Here is a 23,734-nt window from a genome sequence, read left to right as displayed (position 1 = left end):
GGGAAACTACAATGGATCCAAAGTTATGGCCAAGATATAAACGCTCATATTCAGCTTTTCTTGTTGGTAGCAGATATGAATTTAATACAAAAGAACTAATAGTAAAGCCATATAGTGAAATCACACTTGGAATTATGACATGGGAAGTTAGAGAACTAAGAAATATGATGGAAGATAACGATATTCACTCTATCGTAAATCCTAAGTTATACTCCTTTGCTTTAGATTTAGAGCTTGGTTTAAAGTTTATTCCATCAGGTGCATTAAAGAGTGGAAATTCTGAGTTCCAGTTTAATATTTTTTCTGGCCTTACAGCTATTCATAACTCAAAAAAGGTTGCTTCATACCTATATTATACAACACAAGATAGTGAAAAAATATCTACAATAATTCCTCGTTGGGGCTTTGGTATTGAAATAGGTTTTGATTTAACTTAATTTAATATTAATGGAAAGGTGTGTTTTAATTTTATTACTTCTATACATAGTAATATTCCCACTATGTGCAATATCTTCTTGGATGCCTAATTCTTTAAACTTTGGAATGGGAAATGATATGTGGTCTATAGGATCATTTACCTACAATATGGATGACCAATTAACCTTTTCAAGTCACGTTTCTTTAAGTGCCCCTATTTGGAAAATGAATTTAGATATGCTTGCATTCACAAATAGAGGATGGCAAGAGGGATGGATAGCAAATGACTATAAAAGTTTAGGAGATGGAAAAACATTTAGTGGACGCTATGATGATACTGAAATCTCTTTTTCTTTGATGCTTGATTTAATAAAAACCAATAAATACTTTTTAAAGTTTACACCAAGTATAGGTTTATCAATAGTTGGTAATCAAAGATATGGTAATATTCAAAATGGTTTTCATAAACTAATTAAAATTGCTCCTGTATATCTTGATTACGAAACAGAAAATAGCGAAGCAAAGTTAATTTTAAAAGGTGAATTAGAAAGTGGCTTTATCTTTCCTCTAGGTACAATTATTACAATTGGTACAGATTTCCACTATATATCTAAATTCTCAGCTATCGAATCTATCTATACATCAATTCAGAATAATAACAATTTTATTCTTTCGTTTAGCTACTTCTTTGCCCAATCTTATACAAGCTGGAAAACACAACACTACTATTTTGATTACCTACGAGGTCCTGCAATTGAACTTAAAATTGACTCAGGATTAATTTCTATAATTTATTTTTCAAACATCAAAACTAAAAATGGATATGGAATACTATCGTTTGATATTCTATCCCTATTTAATACGTCTACTTGGAAAAGCAGTGATATCAATTTAGCTTTTAGTCGTTCAAAACAACTTAATAGTCCCTATTATGATGTAAAACTATCTATTCCTATTTGTAATAGTGATTTTGATTATTTAATATCCATTCGATACCTTGCTGATAACCAATCCTTTGTTGATAATGAAGCCTTTGAAAACCCTAAAATTCATCCACGCTATAGGAAATCTTATAACTCATTTCTAGCAGGTATTAGATATGAGTTAAAAAATATTAATCCTTTTACTCCATATATTGATTTATGTACAGGTTTAATTACTTGGCAAGTAAAAATACAAAGGAATATGATGGATGATAACAATATTCAAGCAGTTATTTATCCTATGAGATATTCTGCCTTAATTGATTTAGAGCTTGGATTAAAAATTATTCCAGAGGGTTTTATTAAAACTAATAATTCAGATTTCCAAATTTTTATCTTCTCTGGTTTTTCTTTTATCAATAACCCTAATGAAATTAGAACATACCTATCTGATGTGACTGATAATAGTGAATACATTTCACATTTTCTTATGCGTTTTGGCTTGGGAATTGAAATTGGTTTTGATCTTTAATAATTACAGACCATCTTTCTATTAATTTATCAATCTTAAAGGTTGCATTTGCAGGGGAAGTTGATGGAAGAGGTGTTACTGGAATTTCTATATTCTGATTATATTTTAAATATAGGTTATAAGCTTTTTGACCATTAACATAAATATGTTTTATTTGAGCTTTATCGATAATTAAAGAGAGGTTATTTGGTACTACATCTCTAATAGATTGGTCGCCAGAACCTTCAATTGTACAAGAACCAATAACATCCCAAAGTGCAATATTATTCTTTGTTAAAAACTCTATTTTCTCTTCAATTGTTGTAAGTTTAGTATTAAATAAAGAGCTAAGTACTGGCCAAAATCTATTCATTTTATGGGCATAGAAGAAGTTTTCTTCTCTGCTCTTTACCGATGGAAAAGAACCTAAGATTAGGATTGATGATTTTTCTGTATAAAAAGGACCAATTGTGTGTATAACTGCTTTTCTTTCCATACATCTACTATGGCTATTTGCAAGTTTTTTGTAAAGTTTTATTATCTTTTTTATGATTCGATGTGTTACTTTAGAAGATGCTGTAGCTATACAAAAAATTTATTCTTATTATGTAGAAAATACTGCAATTACCTTTGAGTATGAGGTTCCGACAGTTGATGAATTTAAAAATCGAATTTCAAAAACATTAAAATTCTATCCTTATCTCGTTTATGAAGAAGATGGAGTTATCCTTGGCTATGCATATGCATCCCCATTTAAAGAAAGAGCAGCTTATGATTGGGATATTGAAACATCCATATATATTAAAAATGGATTTCAAAAGAAAGGTATAGGGAAGCTACTACATGAAGAACTAAAGCAGGAACTAAAAAAAATGGGAATTCTCACAATGTATGCCTGTATAGCTGCTCCAAATAAAGAAGATGAGCATTTAAATAGCAATAGTATCGACTTCCATACTCACATTGGTTATAAGATGTGTGGAAGATTTTCAATGTGTGGCTATAAGTTTAATACTTGGTATGACATGGTTTGGATGGAATATTTTATTTCAGAGCACTGTGACAATGTAAAACATCCAACCAGTTATAATGCTAATAGATAATTGGTTTATAGCTTCTTACTTCACAGCCTCCATTTTGATCAACGCGGACTAATAAATATATATGAGTTGAGCAATTTATGAATCTATATACCCCTGGGTGTAAGTTAATTGAAATTTTACTTTCACCCTCATTTTTCTCAAAAGTAGGATAGTACTCATACTCAGGTAAATATTTACCCTTTGGAATATTTTCAAGCTCTACCTTAAACTCTTTAGTTTTATATTTCTTTGAAGATGAATATTCTCCATTTAAAATATCCACAAGTAATTCTTGCTCATCAAAGATATATCCTACCTCATTAAATAATCTTTTAAAGTTCAAATTACTAACTAATTTAGAATTAATATCTGTTGCATCAATTAATAGTTCTGCTAATTTACCTTCTTTACTATGGAGATAAATTTTCTCACTATCTCCGGGAGTGTATCCACCACCAATTGGTGTTAATGTACCAATTGGATAAGCAACAAAAATACAGGTTTTCCCTTTTAATACCTCAACTTGGACACAATGGGTATTAGCAAATACAGTCTTACTTTTTATTTGATTTCCATCAAAATATTTCAATGTATACCACATTGGTTTTTGATTTTCATAGGCCCAAAAATGTTCATCAAGGAGATAAACATTTAAAGTTTGTGTTTGTTCAATGCTACATGCTGTTAAAAGTAATATTAGTATTAAAAATTTCTTCATACTAATAATAGTAAAAAACCAGCGATTTCTCGCTGGTCTAAATTCTAGTGGGCACTTCTAAATGTACCAAGTACTCTTAAAGAAGTAGTTTTTTCTTTTAATAGTGTTAGAGTTTTATTAAACTCATCATTATCTTTCATCTCTACTTCAACGAAGAATGAATACTCCCAAGGCTTACCTGGAATTGGACGAGATTCGAGCTTCTTCATATTTAATCCATGGTCAGATAATATTTTTAATACCTTAAATAGAGCACCCGATTCATCAGAAACATTGAAAAGCAAAGAAGCTATATTTGGTGTAAATCTTGATTTAAACTCTTGTGAGTTTTCCTCTCTTGATAAGATATAGAACCTTGTATAGTTCTTTGGATTAGTTTCAATTCCTTCTCTAAGGATTTCCATTCTATTGTATGCTGCAGCTGGAGCACCTGCGATAGCAGCAAGAGATTTATCACCTGTTTGCTTAATATAAGAAACAGATCCTGCGGTATCAAAGAATGGAACCTGTTCAGCATTCTTTAATTCCTTTGATAAAAACTCTTGGCATTGAGCTAATCCCTGAGGGTGAGAAAGAACTTTCTTGATATCTTCAATCTTAGTTCCAGGATTAACAATTAAATTATGAATTACTCTAATTTGTTGCTCCCCTACAACTGTTAATGACGGATAACAACCAAGTAAATCAATATTCTCTAAAATTGTTCCACCAAGTGTATTTTCAATTGGAAGTACAGCATAGCGAGCTTTTCCTGTGTTAACAGCATCAAAGGTTTCTTTAAAGCTTTTGCAAGGAAGTACCTTTACATCTTCATCAAAGGTTCTTCTAATTGCAAGTTCACTGAATGCACCTCTTTCACCTTGGAAAGCTATTACATTTTCACTAACAGTAGTTTCACATGCACTCTCATCTGTAATTGATGCAGGAATAATTCTTGGAGAGGTCTCAAGTGATTTTCCAACAACTGGACATAGTGCTTGTACATCTCTCACTAGCTTTTCGAATTGAGATGGGTATAAAGACTGAGGACCATCAGAAAGAGCCTTTTCTGGGTGGTTATGAACCTCGACCATAAGGCCTGATGCACCAGAAGCAACTAAAGCTAATGCCATTGGAGATACCATATCTCTAATACCTGTTGCATGAGAAGGATCACCAATAACTGGGAGGTGAGTAAGCTTTTGAACTACAGGAATAGCTGAGCAATCGAGAGTATTTCTAGTTGCCTTTTCAAAGGTTCTTATTCCTCTTTCGCATAGTACTACTTGGTCTGTTCCATTTGCCATTAAGTATTCTGCAGCCATAAGCCACTCTTCAATTGTTGCGCATAAACCTCTCTTAAGTAATACAGGCATTCCAGTCTTACCAACTTCCTTCAAGAGTTCAAAGTTCTGCATATTTCTAGCACCGATTTGGAACATATCGATGTAATTTTTCATCATTTCAACATCTCTTGGAGAGACAACCTCTGTAGTAACAGGCATACCATATTTATCTCCGGCTTCACGAAGATATTTTAATCCTTCTTCACCAAGGCCTTGGAATGAGTATGGACTTGTTCTTGGCTTAAAAGCACCTCCACGCAAGATTACAGCACCTGCTTCTCTTACGAGAGCGGCAATTTCCATTATTTGAGAACGACATTCGCAAGCACATGGTCCAGCAATTATTGCTACTCTATTTCCACCGATTTTTACATTTCCAACACTTACTATTGTATCTTCATTTTTTAACTCACGAGATGCAAGCTTATATGGCTTTGAAATTGGAACAACAGATGCAACACCAGAAAGTAATTCAACTTCTCTTGGATCAATATGAGCCATACCTACAGCACCAAGTACTGTATCTTGCTCGCCTTTAATCTCTTTAACTAAAAAACCTCTATCAGAAAGAAAAGATTTTACTTTATTTTTGTCTTGAGCATTTATGCCCTGCTTAAGTATTACAATCATAGCCATTTATGCTAGTGATATTTTTTATCATGGTCAACAAAATCCTCGATATTGAAATGAAAATGAAGTATCATTTTTTTCTATGAACCATACTTTTCCCTGTGATAATAGACTTAAAATAAATGAGCTATCTAGGATATTTGATAAGAAAACAGAGAGCTATAAATTATTTTGGTTTGGCTCTCTATTATCAAATATTTTAAATGGGAAAACTATAATATCCTTTAATGAATTAATAAATGATATGATAGCAACTGCTTGGTATATGGTAAGTGAATATCATTTAAATCTTGGTCCAAGTGATACCATGGAGAAGCTTATTTTATCACTTGATGGTATTACTCCATTAAAGCCTTCAGATTCAAAAGACAATATTATTTCATATCTCAATTGTAATGACAATTTCATTCTTGAAAAAAAGAAAATGTTAATTAATGAAGTACCTTACAGACTTCAAAGTACCATGCTTACTTTAAATGATTCTGATTGGAAGAAAGGTAGTAAAGCTCGTATTGAAATGATTAATAAGCATGAAGGCTTAATCTATAAGTTTGGTCCATATGATGGTCTAAATACTAAGATATATATTAATGAAAGCTGGAGTAATTATATTAAAGACAATTATTCTTTCTTAGAAGGATGGTATAAATATAACTTAATTAACTATCTACAAAAAAGAAATCCAGCTGTTCCAGGAATTCCTGATAAACTTGAACCTCCTAGAGAGAGGAATCTTACAAAGGTTTCATTGTTTTGGAAGGAGTGTCTAAAACATAAAAACTTTAGAGAGATTTATAATAACCAAATACTTTCTTTAGATGATATCTCTATTGACCACTTTATTCCTTGGTCTTATACAGTAAGTGATGAATTTTGGAATTTACATCCAACAACGAAGAGTATTAACAGCAATAAAGGTAATAGCCTTCCTGTTTGGAATAGGTATTTTCCTTGTCTATGTGAAATTGAATATAATTCATATTCATTAATACATAAAAATAATCAATTAATGGATTTCTTTTTAAAAACCTCTAAGGAGCACTTTTCCTCTTTAGAGGTTAAAGAAACTCTTTATCTTAAAAAAGGTCACTCAAAGCAAAGCTTTTCAAATGCACTAGAGCAAGTATTAGGACCACAATATCTTGCTGCAGTTGGATGTGGTTATAAACAATGGGAATACGATAATGGAATTTGATAGTAATTATTTTGATTATATTTTTGAAACTTTTCAAAATGCTTTAAAAAAGAAAAAAAGACAGCTTCCTTCTGTTTCTTTAATTGCATTAAAAATGAATACACCTTATACAGTCCTTATTTCTACTTTAATTTCTTTAAGGACTAAAGATGATGTAACTTTAAAAGCATCTGAAAGATTATTTAGCTTGGCAGATACTCCTGAAAAAATGGTCTTACTTAGTGATGAGGAAATTGAAAAAGCAATCTTTCCTGCAGGATTTTACAAACGAAAAGCTCAAAATATTAAAAGTATTTCAAATGTTTTAATCGAAAAATACAATGGAGTTGTACCAGCAACACAAGAGGAACTACTAGCTCTTCCTGGTGTTGGAATTAAAACAGCCAACTTAACTTTAAATTTAGGATTTAATATCGATGCAATTTGTGTAGATTGCCATGTTCATCAAATTGCAAACAGAATAGGATGGATTAATACTAAAACACCAGAAGAAAGTGTTGTAGCCCTTGAAGCAATTATGCCAAAGAGATTTTGGATACCTTTAAATGAATTACTTGTTGCATATGGTCAAAACATATGTTTAAGTATTTCACCTCTTTGCTCTGAGTGTCCAATAGCTGAAAGCTGTAAAAAGATTGGTGTTAAATATTCTCGTTAAAATAAAAGTAATGAAATGCAGGCATCTCATATGGATGAGATTTTTTCATTGCTTTTATCACATTTTTTAAATTTTCATCGCTTACTACTAGTTCTAATTTGTACTCATCAACCTTTTCTATTTGATTTTCCTTTCCTATAAATGGTTTACTTGAGGAAAGAGGACGAAACATACCTACTCCCTTTGTAACCCAACAACAGCTATCATAAGAACCTATCTTACCTCCTCCAGCTTCAAACATTGCATCTCTAACCTTTTCAAGATAATCAAGTGGAACATACACACCAATGTGATACATTTTGGCCTCCTTTTTTGATATAATTATTTTATGATAAAGATGACAGTTTTTTTAGGTAATCCTACAAAAGAATTTGAAAAGACAAGACATAATGCTGGCTTTATTGTAGCTGATACAATACTACCTAACTTAAGATGGCAGGTTAAATTTCATAGTGCATATGCAAAGGAAGGCAATATGATTTATTTAAAGCCAATGACATATATGAATTTATCAGGTACAGCAGTAAGTGAAGCAGCTTCATTTTTTAAAATCAAAAGTGAAGAAATATTAATTGTTCATGATGATCTTGAATTACCTTTAGGACAAGCCAAGATTCAACAAGGAGGAGGGCTACAAGGGCACAATGGTCTTAGGAACATTAAAGAAAGATTAGGAAGTGATAATTTCTATCGTTTTAGAATAGGAATTGGTCGTCCTATACATGGTGATGTGAGACTTTATGTTACTAGTAATTTCACTCAAAATGAATTAGTTACGTTAAAGTGTCTTATCGATAAAAGTAAAAATACATTACTTTGTAATGATATTTCTACAACAACAATAAATGTTTAAATGTTTGTATCCAATATCAATATTTTCTGATATCCTAAAATTATCTAGTAAACAAGGGGTGTTACTGCATGCTACAACATGATTTTCGTATCTCAAAGCAGATAAGAGAAAAGTTAAATTTGAAAAAGTCAGTATTTATTACTGAGTTTGATTTGCAGCATATCTACAATGAGGCAAATGATATTGCGTTTAAGTACAATGAGCTTATAAAGAAGACAAATGAAGGAGAATACATCAGTGCTGGTAAATTACACACTGTTGCTGTATTACATCTTCTCTACCAGAGTGTTTTAAGCACATATCTAAAAGAAAATAATCCAGACCTATTCTCAAGATTGATTCCTTTAATTGCTGATGATGTGGCAATGCAAGGTGTTGTTGGTTACTACAGAGAGAATTTCCCTTCTCCACTTTTAAAATCTATTGAACCAGATGGAGTTTATGAACTTGAGGAAGACCTTAGAGGATTCTTTATTCATCAGATAATGCTTCAAAACCCTGCACTTGTAAAAGCTGCTAAGCCTTTTATATCTCCTGATGGAATTACCTTTCCAAACGGTTATAAAGGCTTACAATCTTTATTAGGAAGCTATACAAAGGGTACTAAAATTTCAGGATTTGATGAGGATGATATCTTTGATTTCTTAACTCGCCCAGGAAGATTATTTCCTAATAGCTTATCTGAACAGCTTAAATACATTCTTAGAGAGTGGAGTTTTATTCTACCTGAAGAGCTTAAGCTATTATTACAATCAGGTCTTGATTTCATTGCACAAGAAGAAAAAGATCATGGTTCATTTAATGGAGGTGGCGGTCCAGCTCCTGTAATGGAAGTACCTGATTATTCTGGCTTAAACAATGAATATGAAGCTTTCAGTGCTGATACTAACTGGATGCCTCGTGTCGTTATGATTGCAAAGTGTACCTTAGTATGGCTTGACCAACTCTCTAAATGGTACCACAGAGAAATTAAAACATTAGATCAAATTCCAGACCATGAATTAGACTTGCTTCAGGAAAGAGGTTTTACAGCTCTTTGGCTTATTGGTCTTTGGGAGAGAAGTAGTGCATCAAAGGAAATTAAGATTCTTTGTGGAAATCCTGATGCAGATGCTTCAGCATATTCTTTAAAAGACTATGAAATAGCTCAAAGTATTGGTGGCTGGAAGGCTCTTGAAAACCTAAGAGATAGATGTAAAGCAAGAGGCATTAGACTTGCTTCCGATATGGTTCCTAACCATACAGGTCTTGATAGTAATTGGATGTATGAACATCCTGAATACTTTGTATCACAAGATTATTCTCCATTCCCATCTTATACTTTCAATGGTCCAGATTTATCAACAAATCCAGATATTGAAATTAAACTTGAAGATCACTACTACAATAAGACAGATGCAGCTGTAACATTTAGAAGAAGAGATAAGAGAACAGGTGAAACTAAGTATGTTTTCCATGGAAATGATGGAACATCAATGCCTTGGAATGATACAGCACAGCTTGATTATCTAAATCCAATTACTCGTGAAGCAGTTATCCAGAAGATTTTACACGTTGCTCGTAACTTCCCTATTATCAGATTCGATGCTGCAATGACACTTGCTAAACGCCATATTCAGAGACTTTGGTACCCAAAACCAGGTACAGGTGGCGATATCGCAGGAAGATTTGTTTATGCAATGAGTGATGAAGAGTTTAATAGAAGAATTCCTCAAGAGTTCTGGAGAGAAGTTGTAGACAGAATTGCAGAAGAAGTACCAGATACCCTTCTTCTTGCAGAAGCATTCTGGATGCTTGAAGGTTACTTTGTAAGAACTCTTGGTATGCACCGTGTATATAACTCTGCATTCATGAATATGCTTAAAAACCAGGAAAACCAAAAGTATAGACTTGCTATCAAAAATACTCTTGCTTATGAACCTGAAATTTTAAAGCGCTATGTTAACTTCATGAATAACCCAGATGAAGAGACTGCAATTGCTCAGTTTGGTGATGGCAATAGATATTTCAGTATATGTACTATTCTTTCAACTCTTCCTGGCCTTCCAATGTTTGGTCATGGCCAAATCGAAGGCTTCAGAGAAAAATATGGAATGGAGTATAAGAGAGCATACTGGAACGAAACTCCTAATGATTGGATTGTTTCAGAACACTATAGAAAGATTTTCCCACTTCTTAGAAAGCGTTATCTTTTCAGTGGTGTTGACCACTTCAATATTTATGATGCTTACTCACAGTCTGGCGTTGAAGAATCTATATTCGCATATGCTAATGGTGATAGAGAGGAAAGAAACCTTGTTATTGTAAACAACCAGTTTGAAAGAGTTAGTGCTAATATCAGAGTATCAGCTCCTAAACTTAAGAAGGGTGCTGATAGAAGAACAGAGACTATTACACTTGCTGAAAACCTTGGACTTACTTTCAGTGGAAGAAGATTTGTTATCTATGAAAACTTCTCAGATGGATTAACATACATTGTTCCTTCAATGAAGTTCTTTGAAGAAGGTTACAGCTTTACTATTGATGGTTATGATAGCATCGTTCTTTGGAACATTAGAGAAGTTGAAGACACAGATGGTTCTTATGAGAAGTTATGCAAATTCTTAAACGGTAATGGTGTTCCAAACATCAATATCGCTGTTGCACTATTTAGACTTAAACCTCTTTATAAACTTCTTGAAAGCTTTAGATCACCTCAGTTCTTTAAGTGTTTATCGCAAATCATTTTTGGTACAGCTACAGCTCAAAATGATAGAAGCTTACTTCTCATGATTGCAGATGCTTATACTCATATCTATGGTGAAAGCGAAGCATTTGATGAAGCATTAAAGGCTCAGCTTTATAAGCTTCCAATCGAAGTAGAGCCTGAAGAAATGATTAAGCAGCTTGGTAACTTTGCAAAGGCTATGAAAGCACCTAAGGGTAAGAAAGCATTTGCCCAATACTCAAAACTTGCTCCAGAGCTTCCGGTAATCGTTGCTACAGCACTTACATTAAAGCCATTTATTAATGAGAAAAATGATACCGCTTTTGATGCACTCTCAGCATGTGATAGACTTTTGATGACTTACTTCTTCGAAGAAAAGAAGTCCTCATTGAAGTTAAATGATCAAGAATTTATGCAAGTTGTTCATTTTGGTGCCCTCTTTAATATTATGGGACACATAATGTACAACGCAGAAGAAAAGACATATGTTGGTATGCTTAAGGCACTGCTTGATGATAAAGAAATTAGAAGTGCAGTAAAGTGCAATGACTACCAAGGTATTACATGGTACAACAAAGAACTCATGCAGAACCTTATAGTTCTATCTGCTCTTTCTTATGTTACTTTATATGGAGCAAAGGGCAAGTTCGTTGCAGATGAATATATCGACACCCTCCTTGAGAAAGAGGCTCTTGCCGAATATAAACTTAACGAACTCCTCAAGGATTGATTATTGATACAGCCCTCATAAATTGACTTATGGGGGCTATTGGAGTACGCTTGATATTATGAAGACTTGGATCACTTATTTAGCTGCCCTTTTTATGGGACTTGCTACAACATTACTCTTTGGTGATAGCGTATACATAATGTCCATATTACTCACACTTTCAGAGATTGCTGTGAATATTGGATTTTTATTGTTTATACCACTTGTATTAGTAGGCTTTTCATCTGGTGTATCATCTTTAAAAAAGGATAATCTTGGAGGTAAGAATCTTGCAGGCATTATCATATGGTCCTGTCTAACCGCGTTAGTTCTTCCTCTTTGTGCTGGACTGTTATTTACATTATACCCAGTTAACTTCCCTGTTTCATCAACAGCTGGTTATGAATCCTTTTCAGACTCACTAATTACTTCTATTTTCTCATCTGCAGGAAAAGAACTATTAACAGGAAATGCATTCTATACACTTGCTACAGCATCAAGCTTTGTACTTCCAATAATATTAATCTCTTGGATATTAGGATATGCATTAAAGCCTAACGCTGATGTAATTAAACCAGCTTATACAGTTGTAAATTCATTTAGTGAAGTAATGTTTAGGCTCTCAAGAGCATATTCTGCTCTTAGCTACATAATTGTTTATATTTCTTCTGCTCATATCTTTACATCTCTTTACCAAGAAAAAACTATCTTTGTAGCACCAAAATTTGTAATACTATTTATCACAATTACAATCTTAACATCATTGATAATCATTCCTTTGCTATATGCAATTATTACTAAAGGAAAGAGGAATCCTTATAAAGATACATTTAGATCTATTTCTGCAATGATTATGGGCTTTACAACTTCAAATATTTTAGTAACTGCTCCTGTAATTGAGGCAACTAGTAGACATAATAATGGTGTTCAAAAGAGAACAGCATCAACAGCCACTCCTCTATTTATTTTAATTGGTAAAGGTGGTACAGCTGTAATTACAACACTCAGTGTACTTGCAATATTAACATCTGTAACAGGAAGTAAAATTGATATTAATACGACTATTATTGTTGCATTAGTTTCTGCAATTGCATCATTTGCTTCATCTTTAGCTCCAGGCTTTGAAGTTATGTTTACTTCAATATTAGTTTTCAAATTAACTAATGTTTCTCTTTATGGTGCAGAGATGACAATTATGGGTTTACTTCCTTTTGTAAATGGTCTTGCAGTAATGCTTGATGCTCAAATTGCAATGCTTGGAAACGTTGTTGCAGCAAGATTTATTAAAACAGATATTAAACCACCATATAAGGATATCCTGTAGTGACATCGAATAATACCACTAAAATCATTTCGACTATCCAAATTTGTATTTCAGTTTTGGTATTCGTTATGCTTGCGCTAATGGGATATGTACTATTTAATGTTGGAGATACAATCTTTATTTATCTTGAGATTTTCCCCAAGCTTATTTTAGTACTATCTGCATTGATTCCTTCAATTGTCTTAAGAGTAAGACATCAATCAGAGGCTGTAGAAGGTGCTTTGATACCAATGTTCTTACTTTTCATTACAATGGAAGCTTTTGCAATATTACCTTCTTTCTATGATTATTATGGTATTTACATAATTTCTTATTATATAAGTACATGTATTACAAGAAGTTTTATGCTTTCAGCTGCAATGTCATTGCTATTTGCATCAATATTAAACTTGCAGAGTGAATCTATTTCTAAGATGAATATTTATGTTCTATTTGGAATTATTTCTTCAATTATTATCTCATTCATTATGCCTGTTGATGAAATAAATCCACAAAATAATGTTCATACTATTTTCTTTACAATGACAGTATTAATAATCTTTATTCTTGCAGATATTACTTATTTCTTTGCTTTTTTAAAGAATAGAGAAAGCTATAAAATAAAGAGATTTTTAACTCTTTTCTTCCTTTCTACAGGACAGTTTTTAATAATTCTTTCAAATGATTACATAACAACTAATATAGTTGGAATGGTACTTAGCATAACAGGCGCTTTGATGCTCTGTTTAGTTAGTCCTGATGGATATTAATAGTTTATCTGCCATATTATAATGGCAGATATATTTTTATAGCTTAGCTACATCAATCCAAGTTGCATCAGGAAGTAGTTCTTCAAGCTCTTTAATTGTTAATTCAATAGCACTGTTGCTACTGCCAACCGCTGGATAAACTGTTTCAAAACGTTTTAAAGATTCATCAAGAAATACTTTAACTCCTTCTTTAACACCAAAAGGACAAACACCTCCTGGAGCATGTCCAACAAGCTCTACACTAGAGTCAAAGGAAAGCATATGAGCTTTTTCGTGGAATGTTTGTTTATACTTTTTATTATCAACTCTAGTATCCCCAGCCATTACAATTAAAATAGGTGCTCCATCCAACATAAAGGCAAGAGTTTTAGCAATTCTACATTCAGAAGTTCCAAGAGCCTTAGCAGCTAACTCAACAGTAGCTGTTGAAACTTCAAATGTTATTATTTTATTACCAAATCCTCTTTTACAAAGATATTCTTTCGCACTTTCAAAAGACATTTTTACCTCGAAAAAACGGCACCTTTCGATGCCGTTTATTTAATATCTAATTTAATATTAATTTAATGTAAGCACAGATGAATCGTAATCAGCTGGAGCATCATAACCAAGGAGGTTCATGAGTGTAGCTGGGATAGATGAAATACCTAAGCCAGTTTTAAGCTCCTTGCTGTATTCACCGTTGTAAGCAGAGTCACAAACGATACATGGTACAGGGTTAAGAGAATGTGAAGTCTTACTCTTTGGATCTCCATCTTTCTTAAGCTTTACAGAACCATCTTTACCATGCTCATACATATCATCAGCATTACCATGGTCAGCAGTGACTACCATTACACCACCAGCTTTCTTGATAGCATTCCAAATTCTACCAATTTGAAGATCCATAGCTTCCATTGAGCATACAACTGCTTCGAATACACCTGTATGACCAACCATATCACCATTAGGGAAATTGAGCTTGATTAAATCCCACTTACCGCTTTCAATTTCTTTAATTACTCTATCTGCAATTTCAGCACACTTCATCCAAGGTCTTTCTTCAAATGGAACGATATCAGAAGGAATTTCAACATACTCCTCAAGCTCTTCGTTGAATTTACCTGTCTTATTACCATTAAAGAAGTATGTAACGTGTCCAAACTTCTGAGTTTCAGAAATAGAGAACTGCTTTAATCCTGTAGCACAAAGATATTCAGCCATTGTTCTATCAATTGAAGGAGGAGAAACAAGGAACTGAGCAGGAACATGGAGATCACCATCATATTCCATCATACCTGCATATTCTACATTAGGTCTTCTCTTTCTATCGAACTCTGTTAAATTCTCAGCTTCAAAAGCCTTTGTAATTTCAAGAGCTCTATCACCTCTGAAATTAAAGAGGATTACAGAATCACCATCTTCGATAGTACCAACTGGTTTTCCATTTTCAGCAATAACAAAAGGAGGAAGATCCTGGTCAATAGCACCTGTCTCTGCTCTTAAGGTCTCAATTGCTTCATGTGCAGATGCAAACTGTCTACCTTCACCAAGAACATGTGTTTCCCAACCTTTTTTTACCATATCCCAGTTAGCATTGTAACGGTCCATTGTTATAACCATTCTTCCACCACCAGATGCAATTCTTGCATCAAATGATGCATCGTTAAGGCTTTCAAGATACTCTGTAAAAGGATCAAAATATTCAAGAGCAGACATCTCACCTACATCTCTACCATCAAGAAGAGCATGGATTCTTACTTTTTTAACACCCTCAACCTTTGCTTGCTTTACCATTGCTTTAAGATGGTCGATGTGTGAGTGAACATTACCATCTGATAAAAGACCAATAAAATGAAGTGTTGAAGAATTCTTCTTACAGTTTTCAATAAGTTTTACCCAAGTACTTCCCTTAAACATATCACCTGAGTTAATAGAATTACTAACTAAAGCAGCACCCTGAGCAAAAACTCTACCACAACCCATTGCGTTGTGACCAACTTCACTATTACCCATATCAGCATCTGAAGGAAGACCAACAGCAAGACCATGAGCCTTAAGCTTTGTCCATGGATAATCTTTATACAATTGATCAAGGTTATTTGTCATTGCACTTGCAACAGCATCACCTTCTTTATATTTACCGAAACCTACGCCATCCATGATGACTAATACGACAGGACCTTTTCTAGAAATCTTGCCATTCTTTTTTAATGCTTCTACCATGATATTTTCCTCTTATTTCCTTTATTCTATATATTTATTTATTCTCTCACAAGTGGAGAAGTAGCACTTTCAAGATAAGCTTTTGCATCTTCATCAACAAGGCCAATTAATTCTTCTTTAATCCACTGATGATAAGCATTAATCTGTTCAATTTCACTATCATCAAGGTATTTAAGATCAATTAATTTTTTCTCATAAGGAACCATTGTTAATACTTCAAAAGCCATGAAAGAACCAAACTCTGTTTGTACATAATCATCAACAGCAATAAGGTTTTCTATTCTAATACCATGACGTCCTTCTTTATAGATTCCTGGCTCATCTGAAACAACCATACCCTTTTCAAGGGCTACATCGATTGGCTTACTAGAAATATTCATAGGACCTTCATGTACATTTAGGTTAAATCCAACACCATGACCTGTTCCATGGTAGAATGTCATACCTGCTTGCCACATGTATTGTTTAGCTAGAACATCAAGTTGATAACCTTTAGTTCCTTTATAGAAAATCTGTCTTGCAAGAGCTAAATGACCTTTTAATACTAATGTGTAATCTTTCTTTTCTTCCTCTGTAGGATTTCCAAAACAAAGAGTTCTAGTAATATCTGTCATTCCATAGTAAAACTGAGAACCCGTATCCAAAACTAATAGACCATCGCAATCAATTTTCTTTGAAGACTCAGGGGTAGCACTATAGTGACACATAGCACCATGTTCTTTAAAGCCAGAAATAGGATTAAAGGATGGTCCAAGATACCCTTCAAGTCTCTCTCTTTCTTTTTCAAGAAGTGTTGAAACTGCAATTTCATCAAGAGAACCATCTGGAGTTGTATTAAGCTTTGATAAGAAATTGATATAAGCAACACCATCCATTAAATGGCTTCTTCTCATACCTCTCATTTCTATTTCATTCTTTTTTGCCTTTAAATCTGTTGTGATATCACGACCTGTAATAGATGATTCAACATCTAAAACTGAAGCAAATGCCATATTAACTCTTTCAGGATTGTAATAAGCAACACCAAGCACAAGATTCTTAAGTTCAGTATAGGCTTTTTCATATGGCTTTATAATAAAATCTTTTTCAACAATAGATTTAACCTCATCAGTAAATCTTGTAGGAGAAGTAAATAAGTATGCTTTATCCATAGTTATAAGAGCAAATGACATAAATACAGGATTACATTTAATGTCATCACCTCTTAAATTGGTAAGCCATGCGATATCATCTATTGAAGAGATAAATGTGTAATCAGCACCTTTTTCCTTTAAGGTAGCTCTAACTTTTGCAAGCTTATCACTACTTTCAAGGCCACAATAGCCAAGAGGAACACTTCTAAGAGTAGAATTTGGAATACTTGGTCTATTCTCCCAAATCTTATCAAGTAAATCCTCACTTGCAACAAATGAAATACCTTTTTTACCAAATCTCTTTTTTAAATTATTATATGAATCAATGTTGATACCACACTCATCTGTTGCTACTGTTAAGCCAGATTTTATATTCTTTTCAATGTAAGTATAAGGATCAGGATTATCATCAATATCAAGCTTAATTAATCTAAAGCAACTACCACTAATTTCAGCAGCTCCTTGAATAAAATATCTTGAATCAACCCATAATATTGCATCATCTTTTGTAACTAAAACAGTACCTGCTGAACCAGTAAAACCACTGATAAAAGCTCTTGTTCTCCAACGTGATGCAACATACTCACTCATGTGAGGATCTGTACCAGTTACAAGATATGCATCATATCCTTTTTCTTCCATAAGAGCACGTAATGCTCTTACTCTCTCATCAACGCTTAACATCCTTTCTTCTCCTATTAACAATAATAAACAATATGATGGAAGAGGCCATCATTAAGAGGCAGAAAATCTGTCCCTTTGAGATATTTAAAAACGACTGAAATAGAGCAATATTATCACTTCTATCTCCCAGTGCAATAACATATCCAATATTATTATCTGGTTGTCTAAAGTACTCTATAAAGAATCTAAAGAAACCATATCCAAACAAATAAAATGATAGCATAGAACCTGGTTTTAATCCTTTTTTAATAATCAAAGGACGACAAATAAACCATAAAATTAACCAAAGAACTATACCTTCAAATAGTGCTTCATATAACTGCGATGGATGTCTTGGAAGATTAACATACTCACCTAAAACATACTCAATACCACACTCATTACAGATATTTTGAACCCATTCATAGTTTGTTGAAAACTTTTGCGCATTAGGGAATATCATACCAAAAGGTGAAGCAGTAACTCTTCCATATAACTCAGCATTAATAAAATTTCCCAATCGTCCAAAAGTATAACCTAAAGGAATTCCTGCACACGCTGTATCTGCAAGTAAGAAGAAATCTTGTTTTTTCTTTTTTGCAAACCATAGTCCACCTAATATTGCGCCAACAACACCACCGTGGTAACTCATACCAGGAAGTCCTACAAATTTTCCTTCTTCGAATGGCCAAAATATCATCCAAGGATGTGTAAGGTAGTATTTTGCATCGCTATAAAAGAATACAGAAAAAAGATGTGCAAATAACAATAATAGAATAATGCAGTACATAAAAAGCGTTTCAATATCATCATTTGAAATCTTTAATAGTTGATCATGTTTTACCTGATATTTGAATAATAAATATGCAATTCCAAATGCCACAATGTACATAACTGCATACCAACGTATTGGTAAAAAAGAAAATACTTCCGGTTTTATCCATGAAGGATAATTAATAAAGCAAAACATATGAAAAGTGTAGTTATCAAAAGATAATCAGTCAATCAAGAAATCGAGTCTTTAACTATTAACACATTTTATTTACAATTATAAATATGTTAAAAAAGACCTTACTACTGCTTTTAATTATATTTTTTTCTTTATCAACTGTATTTGCAGGAGCATCTAGCGAAAATACTTCTTCAAAACAAGCATCTACTACCTCTGCACTATCTCAAATTCAAGTTACAAATATCTCAGGAACACTTCTAGGATTAAATACTCTATACCAATACTTAAATCAAAATTTTCTCTACGATATCGATATAGATAAAGTCGATGAAGAACTTACAAAAGCTCTTTTTAAAGCTTTAAATGATCCATATTCTGAGTATATTACAGAGGAAGAAAGCCAAGAGTTTAATGAAGACATCTCTGGAACATATGTTGGTATTGGTACTTATTTAACAAAGTATTCTCCTGCTTTCATCGATTGGGATAAAAAAGAAACTTATATGGTCGAAATCATAGCACCATTTCCTGGTGGTCCTGCAGATCGAGCAGGAATTCGTTCTGGCGATTTAATATCTCATGTTAATGGTGATACTGTTTATGATTTAACAGCTAATGAAGCCTCTAAATTAATTAGAGGTAAAAAAGGTGAACCTATCACATTAACAATAAATAGAGGAAATGCAGTTTTTGATGTTACGCTCTATCCTGAAGAAGTAACTACTCCAAATACAACTTCATTGATTATTGAAAATACAGATATTGGTTATATTAGTATTTCAACATTTAACCAAAAGACTCATGAACTCTTTAGTGAAGATTTAAAAAAATTAATGAATAATGGTATTAAAGGCTTAATTATAGATTTAAGAAATAATGGTGGAGGTATTGTTGATTCAGCAATAATGATAGCAAACTTCTTCTTACCAGAAGGAGAAACCATAATGTCAATTCAGCATAAAGATGGTTCTAGTAAGCAAGATTACTCTACCATTTCAAATAACGATACAAGAAAAGTATTAAATTTACCAATAGTAATATTAACAAACAATGGAACTGCATCAGCAAGTGAGATTTTAACCGCTGCCTTGCAAGAAAATGAGAGGGCAACTGTAATTGGATCTCCTTCTTTTGGAAAAGGAATTATTCAAGAGTCCGCAGTATGGAAGAATGGATATATCAAGTTTACTTCTGCTTATTATCTTACACCAAAGGGCAATAACATCCATAAAAAAGGAATTACTCCAGATATTATTGTTGAAGAACATCAATATTCAGATGAAGAAATAAAAGCATATTATAACTTTGTAGAAAACAATAAAGATGAAATAACATCCTATATAAAAACTCATCCAGAGTATACAAAAGAAAATATGGATGGTTTTGCCGCAGCTCATAATAATATAGGAGTAAGTGATATTGCATTAAAACTCTTAATAAGAAACGAATATATTTATTCAATGCCATATGAAGAAAGGCCAAAAGTAGATACCAATTATGATAATGCTTTGATTGAAGCAATTAATTATTTGCAAGGTGAAAAATGAGAATATTTATACTTGATAAATCATATTCAGGTGAAAGTGATTACATCTTAAGAAAAAGAGAAAAAGATTACCTAATTAAGGTATTAAGGTTAAAAGTTGGTGATATTTTTACATGTAAAGATATCAATAATAACTATTATGATGCCTCTATTATCTCAGAAGACATGCTATCATTGACACCTACAGAGAATCCAGAAGAACATCTTCTAGATTCCTTTTCAGCATATCGTGATGCAATTCCACCTATTAGAGTTTATCAAGCTATCTGCAAGGGAAAAAAGAATGAAACTATAATTAGAATGCTTACTGAGGCAGGTGTTGAAGAAATAGTTTTTATTACATCTCAGTTTTCTCAAGAAAAAGGGTTTAAAGAGCATGATTTAAGACGACTTTCTGATATTCAAAAAGAAGCAGTACAACAAAGTGGTTCTAATACAAAGGTAAGGGATATTAGAGTAATTGATATAAAAGATGTTATTTCTGATTCTCCTTATCCTATTTTCTTTCTCCATCAAAGTAGCAGAGGTAAAACCCAAAATCTTTTAGAAGCTTTAAAAAATATAAAGTCTTATGAAATATCTATTATTATTGGCAGTGAAGGTGGAATATCAGATGAAGAGTGTGAATTTCTAGAAAACAACAATGCAACACCTATTCTTCTTCCTACTAATATTTTAAGAGCTGAAACTGCTGGTATTTTTGCTATTGGTGCTATTGAAACTTTATTATCAAATCAATTGTAGTGATTTTTTTTTCTAAATACACAAAATTAATTAGTAATAATTATAATATGTATAAAAAATCAAATTTATTTCTTGTCAGAAATAAAAAGTACATTTATTCTAAAAATACAAAAGGAATTTTTGGGGTCCCAAAACATCGTTTTTTTCGCACATAAAAAGGAGAAAGAATGGAAAATTGTTATCTTTTTTCCACAGATGTTCATAGTAGGACAAAAGTAAATAAAGTTTTACAGCAAAATTGTGTTTTTATTAAAGAATGCACAGATATTGTAAGTAAAATATCAACTATTGAGAAAGGTAGTATTATTATTGTTGACCTTTCAGCTAACTATGCTTACTTAAAGATTTTATTTTCAAACCAAGAGAATAATGATTACAAGATAATAATACTATGTCCAAAAAACTTAATGAATGGCTATGTTGTCACAAAACTTGGAAATTATACCTGTTTAAGTAAGCCTTTTAGTGAGCATGAACTTGCTTCTGCTTTAAATCTTAAAGAGGATAAAAGCCAAAAGCAACAAAACCTTGAAGATTTATTTATAGGAATTTCTGAAAATGCTCAAAATGTAAGAGAAAAAGCTAAAGAGTATTCTCTTACTGATAAACCTGTTTTTATTTATGGTGAAACTGGAACAGGAAAAGAAATTATTTCTAGATATATTACAGGTGGTAAAGAAGAAGATTCTATCTATGTTGATTGTGGACTACTTAATTCTAGCTTAGCTGAGTCAGCAATATTTGGAGCTAAAAAAGGGTCTTTCACTGGTTCTGATAGAGATATTGTAGGATATGTAGAGCAAGCTAATGGTAAAGCATTAGTCTTTGATGAAATAGAAAATCTTTCACTTCAATCACAATCACAGTTATTAAGATTTATACAGGATGGTTCATATAGAAGAATAGGAGAATACTCGTGTTCTCCTCGCTATTCAAAGTGTAAGCTAATTTCAATTTCAAATAAAAATCCAATTGAGTTAATTACAAATGGTATTTTAAGAGAAGATTTGTTCCATAGAATTAATTACCATACCATCTCAATAAAGCCTCTCAGAGAAAGAAAAGAAGATATTCCTCTATTAATACGATATTGGGAGGATAAGCAAAATTATGATAGAATAATTGATGATTATACTTTCTTTATTGACAAACGTTGGAGAGGTAATGCAAGACAACTTTTTAGTGTCGTAGATTATATTCATAGGGAATCGAGAGGATTAGACCATTTTAAATATTCTCTTCCTGAACATTATATTTAAACAAACTGTTATGATGTGACCTCTTGTCAATAGAAGTTTTACATATTTTAAATGAGTGTTGGGAAGAACATAGGCTGTCAGTTATTCGGCACTTGACCATTCTGTTATTCGTGGACCTGTTACCTACAGGTCAATGGTTCGCCAAAAGCCCTTTCAGTCTAAGAGCGGGAGTTTATTTCAGTCCCATAGTTTGTTCGAAGATGGCTGAATCATGCACTTACCTACCTTATATTCTCCCCATAGCTCTATTTTGTCAGCCCTTAGGCTGTAGTTACCATTGCTTTCATTAAGAGGATGACTTCATTATTGAAAATCAATGCTTGTTCCTTCTTGTTTATAATGACTCTCATGCTATGCAATATTTCCAGTCATCATGCCCCAAATGAAGCAGGATAGTTCCCTTGCACCTGCTGTTGTAGCAACATTCGCAGATTTTCCATTCTTTTCCAGCTTTGCAATCTTCTGTTTTATGCGTTTAGAACCCTTATCTGCATATGCAATAACCGAAGGGTTTTGTCCTTGCTGCCTCAAAAGAAGTCTCTTTGACTTTGTATATGGGTTGCTTCTCTTTATTCCTTTAGTTGCTTCAGTAAGTAGAAGCCTAAGTCTGCTGTTACCACACTTTGTTATGCTACCATATTTCTTGGTCTTGCCACTTGAATCTTGGCTTGGACATAATCCTAGGTAACTTGAGAACTGCCCTGCGGTAGCAAATCTCTTAAAGTCTCCAATTTCACATACTATTGAAAGTGCAGTATGAGTTTGTATACCAGTAAAGCAAACAAGTTTATCTACCTTATCCTTGTACCTTTCATCATTAGCTATTTCTTCGATGGTAGCATCTAGATTAGCTATCTTCGCTTCAAGATCTTTTACTTCTTGCCACAACGTGTCGAAGGAAAGCTGCAGCATCTTATTCTTAAAACTTACACTTTCCAGCCATTGCCTATGTTTATCAGTCCAGTAGTTGCTATTATCTGGATAAGACATACCAACACGTAGTAGGAATGATAGAAGGTTCTGTTTTGCTCTTTTGAGATGTCCCTTGAGTGTATTTCTTGTACGAGTGAATTCCTTTGTATTTTCATCTAGAGGATCTGGAAGATATACTTTTTTAAATCCGTCACTAGCCAGCGTTATTGAAAGAAGTCTCGCATCCTTCCTGTCTGTCTTCACCTTATCACCAGATGCTTTCTTTATTGTAGTTGGTGCCATTATTACACAATCAAAGCCATGTTTCTTTAAACCTCTACATAACCCATAGCCTGTTGGTCCTGCCTCATAGCCTAACAAGAACTGGCTCTCGCTGGTTATTCCATAGTCCTTCATCGCTTTTTTGAGGTATTTGACCATGATGTCTGTTCCTACATCTAACTTTGCTTCTGCAAAAAATGCATTATCTTGCCTATCATACATGCATACACTGTTTGT

Annotated in this window: 21 protein-coding genes; 12 read left to right on the top strand and 9 right to left on the bottom strand. The window is 32.9% G+C overall.

All coding sequences use genetic code 11. From position 1 onward, the window contains the following. Together SOY52_RS10880 and SOY52_RS10875 are read left to right on the top strand one after the other, a co-directional pair. Window positions 1-437 (top strand): hypothetical protein (locus SOY52_RS10880; RefSeq protein WP_320848981.1); only part of this gene is annotated, 437 nt, incomplete at its 5' end. Between the two features lie 10 nt (window positions 438-447). After that, window positions 448-1,872 (top strand): hypothetical protein, encoded by a 1,425-nt coding sequence (locus SOY52_RS10875; protein ID WP_320848980.1) that lies wholly within the window; start codon window positions 448-450, stop codon window positions 1,870-1,872. Here the strand turns inward: SOY52_RS10875 and SOY52_RS10870 are convergent. Next, complete coding sequence (locus SOY52_RS10870; protein ID WP_320848979.1) at window positions 1,829-2,347, bottom strand: DNA-deoxyinosine glycosylase; 519 nt, start codon at window positions 2,345-2,347, stop codon at window positions 1,829-1,831. The genes SOY52_RS10875 and SOY52_RS10870 overlap by 44 nt on opposite strands. Before the next feature lie 52 nt (window positions 2,348-2,399). Here SOY52_RS10870 and SOY52_RS10865 point away from each other — a divergent pair, with 52 nt between their 5' ends. Further along, complete coding sequence (locus SOY52_RS10865) at window positions 2,400-2,954, top strand: N-acetyltransferase family protein (protein WP_320848978.1); 555 nt, start codon at window positions 2,400-2,402, stop codon at window positions 2,952-2,954. Here the strand turns inward: SOY52_RS10865 and SOY52_RS10860 are convergent. Both SOY52_RS10860 and aroF read right to left on the bottom strand, forming a co-directional pair. After that, entirely contained in the window at window positions 2,944-3,651 is a 708-nt protein-coding gene (locus SOY52_RS10860; RefSeq protein WP_320848977.1) for a hypothetical protein, read from the bottom strand. The two genes, SOY52_RS10865 and SOY52_RS10860, sit on opposite strands and share 11 nt — an antisense overlap. Window positions 3,652-3,695: 44 nt before the next feature. After that, window positions 3,696-5,606: a 3-deoxy-7-phosphoheptulonate synthase gene (aroF, locus tag SOY52_RS10855; RefSeq protein ID WP_320848976.1), complete on the bottom strand. Its 1,911-nt coding sequence runs from the start codon at window positions 5,604-5,606 to the stop codon at window positions 3,696-3,698. A gap of 82 nt (window positions 5,607-5,688) precedes the next feature. Here aroF and SOY52_RS10850 point away from each other — a divergent pair, with 82 nt between their 5' ends. Further along, window positions 5,689-6,801, top strand: coding sequence for an HNH endonuclease domain-containing protein (locus SOY52_RS10850; protein ID WP_320848975.1), 1,113 nt, complete (start codon window positions 5,689-5,691; stop codon window positions 6,799-6,801). Then, entirely contained in the window at window positions 6,791-7,459 is a 669-nt protein-coding gene (locus SOY52_RS10845) for an endonuclease III (RefSeq protein ID WP_320848974.1), read from the top strand. The genes SOY52_RS10850 and SOY52_RS10845 overlap by 11 nt, the downstream gene beginning before the upstream one ends. Here SOY52_RS10845 and SOY52_RS10840 read toward each other — a convergent pair. After that, window positions 7,443-7,757, bottom strand: coding sequence for an NGG1p interacting factor NIF3 (locus tag SOY52_RS10840; RefSeq protein ID WP_320848973.1), 315 nt, complete (start codon window positions 7,755-7,757; stop codon window positions 7,443-7,445). The genes SOY52_RS10845 and SOY52_RS10840 overlap by 17 nt on opposite strands. Window positions 7,758-7,787: 30 nt before the next feature. Between SOY52_RS10840 and pth the strand changes: the two genes are divergently transcribed. The 4 genes from pth (at window position 7,788) to SOY52_RS10820 (ending at window position 13,801) form a co-directional block, all read left to right on the top strand. Next, window positions 7,788-8,312, top strand: coding sequence for an aminoacyl-tRNA hydrolase (gene pth, locus SOY52_RS10835; protein ID WP_320848972.1), 525 nt, complete (start codon window positions 7,788-7,790; stop codon window positions 8,310-8,312). Window positions 8,313-8,431: 119 nt separating this feature from the next. Next, window positions 8,432-11,749, top strand: a complete 3,318-nt coding sequence (locus tag SOY52_RS10830; RefSeq protein ID WP_320848971.1) for an alpha-amylase family glycosyl hydrolase — start codon at window positions 8,432-8,434, stop codon at window positions 11,747-11,749. Between the two features lie 58 nt (window positions 11,750-11,807). Beyond that, entirely contained in the window at window positions 11,808-13,052 is a 1,245-nt protein-coding gene (locus tag SOY52_RS10825; protein WP_320848970.1) for a cation:dicarboxylate symporter family transporter, read from the top strand. Window positions 13,053-13,120: 68 nt separating this feature from the next. After that, a complete protein-coding gene (locus tag SOY52_RS10820; RefSeq protein ID WP_320848969.1) occupies window positions 13,121-13,801 on the top strand; it encodes a hypothetical protein in 681 nt (226 codons plus the stop codon). A 36-nt stretch (window positions 13,802-13,837) separates the two neighbouring features. On the opposite strand, the gene SOY52_RS10815 is transcribed toward SOY52_RS10820, so the two are convergent. The 4 genes from SOY52_RS10815 to lgt are packed head-to-tail and all read right to left on the bottom strand — an operon-like array spanning window position 13,838 to window position 18,772. Continuing rightward, window positions 13,838-14,302 carry a YbaK/EbsC family protein gene (locus SOY52_RS10815; RefSeq protein ID WP_320848968.1) on the bottom strand — a complete coding sequence of 155 codons (465 nt, stop codon included), beginning with the start codon at window positions 14,300-14,302 and terminating at the stop codon, window positions 13,838-13,840. Window positions 14,303-14,359: 57 nt separating this feature from the next. Next, entirely contained in the window at window positions 14,360-16,006 is a 1,647-nt protein-coding gene (gpmI, locus tag SOY52_RS10810) for a 2,3-bisphosphoglycerate-independent phosphoglycerate mutase (protein ID WP_320848967.1), read from the bottom strand. Window positions 16,007-16,044: 38 nt separating this feature from the next. Then, complete coding sequence (locus SOY52_RS10805; protein ID WP_320848966.1) at window positions 16,045-17,823, bottom strand: aminopeptidase P family protein; 1,779 nt, start codon at window positions 17,821-17,823, stop codon at window positions 16,045-16,047. Continuing rightward, window positions 17,810-18,772: a prolipoprotein diacylglyceryl transferase gene (gene lgt / locus SOY52_RS10800; RefSeq protein WP_320848965.1), complete on the bottom strand. Its 963-nt coding sequence runs from the start codon at window positions 18,770-18,772 to the stop codon at window positions 17,810-17,812. Before lgt ends, SOY52_RS10805 begins: the two co-directional genes overlap by 14 nt. 86 nt (window positions 18,773-18,858) lie before the next feature. Here lgt and SOY52_RS10795 point away from each other — a divergent pair, with 86 nt between their 5' ends. The 3 genes from SOY52_RS10795 to SOY52_RS10785 all read left to right on the top strand — a co-directional run bounded on the left by SOY52_RS10795 (window position 18,859) and on the right by SOY52_RS10785 (window position 22,303). Continuing rightward, window positions 18,859-20,301: a S41 family peptidase gene (locus tag SOY52_RS10795; RefSeq protein WP_320848964.1), complete on the top strand. Its 1,443-nt coding sequence runs from the start codon at window positions 18,859-18,861 to the stop codon at window positions 20,299-20,301. Beyond that, window positions 20,298-21,044, top strand: coding sequence for an RsmE family RNA methyltransferase (locus SOY52_RS10790; RefSeq protein WP_320848963.1), 747 nt, complete (start codon window positions 20,298-20,300; stop codon window positions 21,042-21,044). Before SOY52_RS10795 ends, SOY52_RS10790 begins: the two co-directional genes overlap by 4 nt. A 167-nt stretch (window positions 21,045-21,211) precedes the next feature. After that, a complete protein-coding gene (locus SOY52_RS10785; protein WP_320848962.1) occupies window positions 21,212-22,303 on the top strand; it encodes a sigma-54-dependent transcriptional regulator in 1,092 nt (363 codons plus the stop codon). A 351-nt stretch (window positions 22,304-22,654) separates the two neighbouring features. Here the strand turns inward: SOY52_RS10785 and SOY52_RS10780 are convergent. Then, a partial coding sequence (locus tag SOY52_RS10780) for an IS110 family transposase (protein ID WP_320848961.1) occupies window positions 22,655-23,734 on the bottom strand: 1,080 nt, incomplete at its 5' end.

Origin of the sequence: Bullifex sp. (assembly GCF_034103065.1) — a bacterium.
GTDB lineage: Bacteria > Spirochaetota > Spirochaetia > Sphaerochaetales > Sphaerochaetaceae > Bullifex.
The sequence above is the reverse complement of the archived record's forward strand: the minus strand, read 5'-3'. Positions and strand labels throughout refer to the sequence as shown.

Coding starts and splice junctions, on each gene's coding strand:
- SOY52_RS10875 (WP_320848980.1), top strand. CDS start 448: ATGGAAAGGTGTGTTTTAATTTTATTACTTCTATACATAGTAATATTC.
- SOY52_RS10870 (WP_320848979.1), bottom strand. CDS start 2,347: ATGGAAAGAAAAGCAGTTATACACACAATTGGTCCTTTTTATACAGAA.
- SOY52_RS10865 (WP_320848978.1), top strand. CDS start 2,400: ATGATTCGATGTGTTACTTTAGAAGATGCTGTAGCTATACAAAAAATT.
- SOY52_RS10860 (WP_320848977.1), bottom strand. CDS start 3,651: ATGAAGAAATTTTTAATACTAATATTACTTTTAACAGCATGTAGCATT.
- aroF (WP_320848976.1), bottom strand. CDS start 5,606: ATGATTGTAATACTTAAGCAGGGCATAAATGCTCAAGACAAAAATAAA.
- SOY52_RS10850 (WP_320848975.1), top strand. CDS start 5,689: ATGAACCATACTTTTCCCTGTGATAATAGACTTAAAATAAATGAGCTA.
- SOY52_RS10845 (WP_320848974.1), top strand. CDS start 6,791: ATGGAATTTGATAGTAATTATTTTGATTATATTTTTGAAACTTTTCAA.
- SOY52_RS10840 (WP_320848973.1), bottom strand. CDS start 7,757: ATGTATCACATTGGTGTGTATGTTCCACTTGATTATCTTGAAAAGGTT.
- pth (WP_320848972.1), top strand. CDS start 7,788: ATGATAAAGATGACAGTTTTTTTAGGTAATCCTACAAAAGAATTTGAA.
- SOY52_RS10825 (WP_320848970.1), top strand. CDS start 11,808: ATGAAGACTTGGATCACTTATTTAGCTGCCCTTTTTATGGGACTTGCT.
- SOY52_RS10820 (WP_320848969.1), top strand. CDS start 13,121: ATGCTTGCGCTAATGGGATATGTACTATTTAATGTTGGAGATACAATC.
- SOY52_RS10815 (WP_320848968.1), bottom strand. CDS start 14,302: ATGTCTTTTGAAAGTGCGAAAGAATATCTTTGTAAAAGAGGATTTGGT.
- gpmI (WP_320848967.1), bottom strand. CDS start 16,006: ATGGTAGAAGCATTAAAAAAGAATGGCAAGATTTCTAGAAAAGGTCCT.
- SOY52_RS10805 (WP_320848966.1), bottom strand. CDS start 17,823: ATGTTAAGCGTTGATGAGAGAGTAAGAGCATTACGTGCTCTTATGGAA.
- lgt (WP_320848965.1), bottom strand. CDS start 18,772: ATGTTTTGCTTTATTAATTATCCTTCATGGATAAAACCGGAAGTATTT.
- SOY52_RS10795 (WP_320848964.1), top strand. CDS start 18,859: ATGTTAAAAAAGACCTTACTACTGCTTTTAATTATATTTTTTTCTTTA.
- SOY52_RS10790 (WP_320848963.1), top strand. CDS start 20,298: ATGAGAATATTTATACTTGATAAATCATATTCAGGTGAAAGTGATTAC.
- SOY52_RS10785 (WP_320848962.1), top strand. CDS start 21,212: ATGGAAAATTGTTATCTTTTTTCCACAGATGTTCATAGTAGGACAAAA.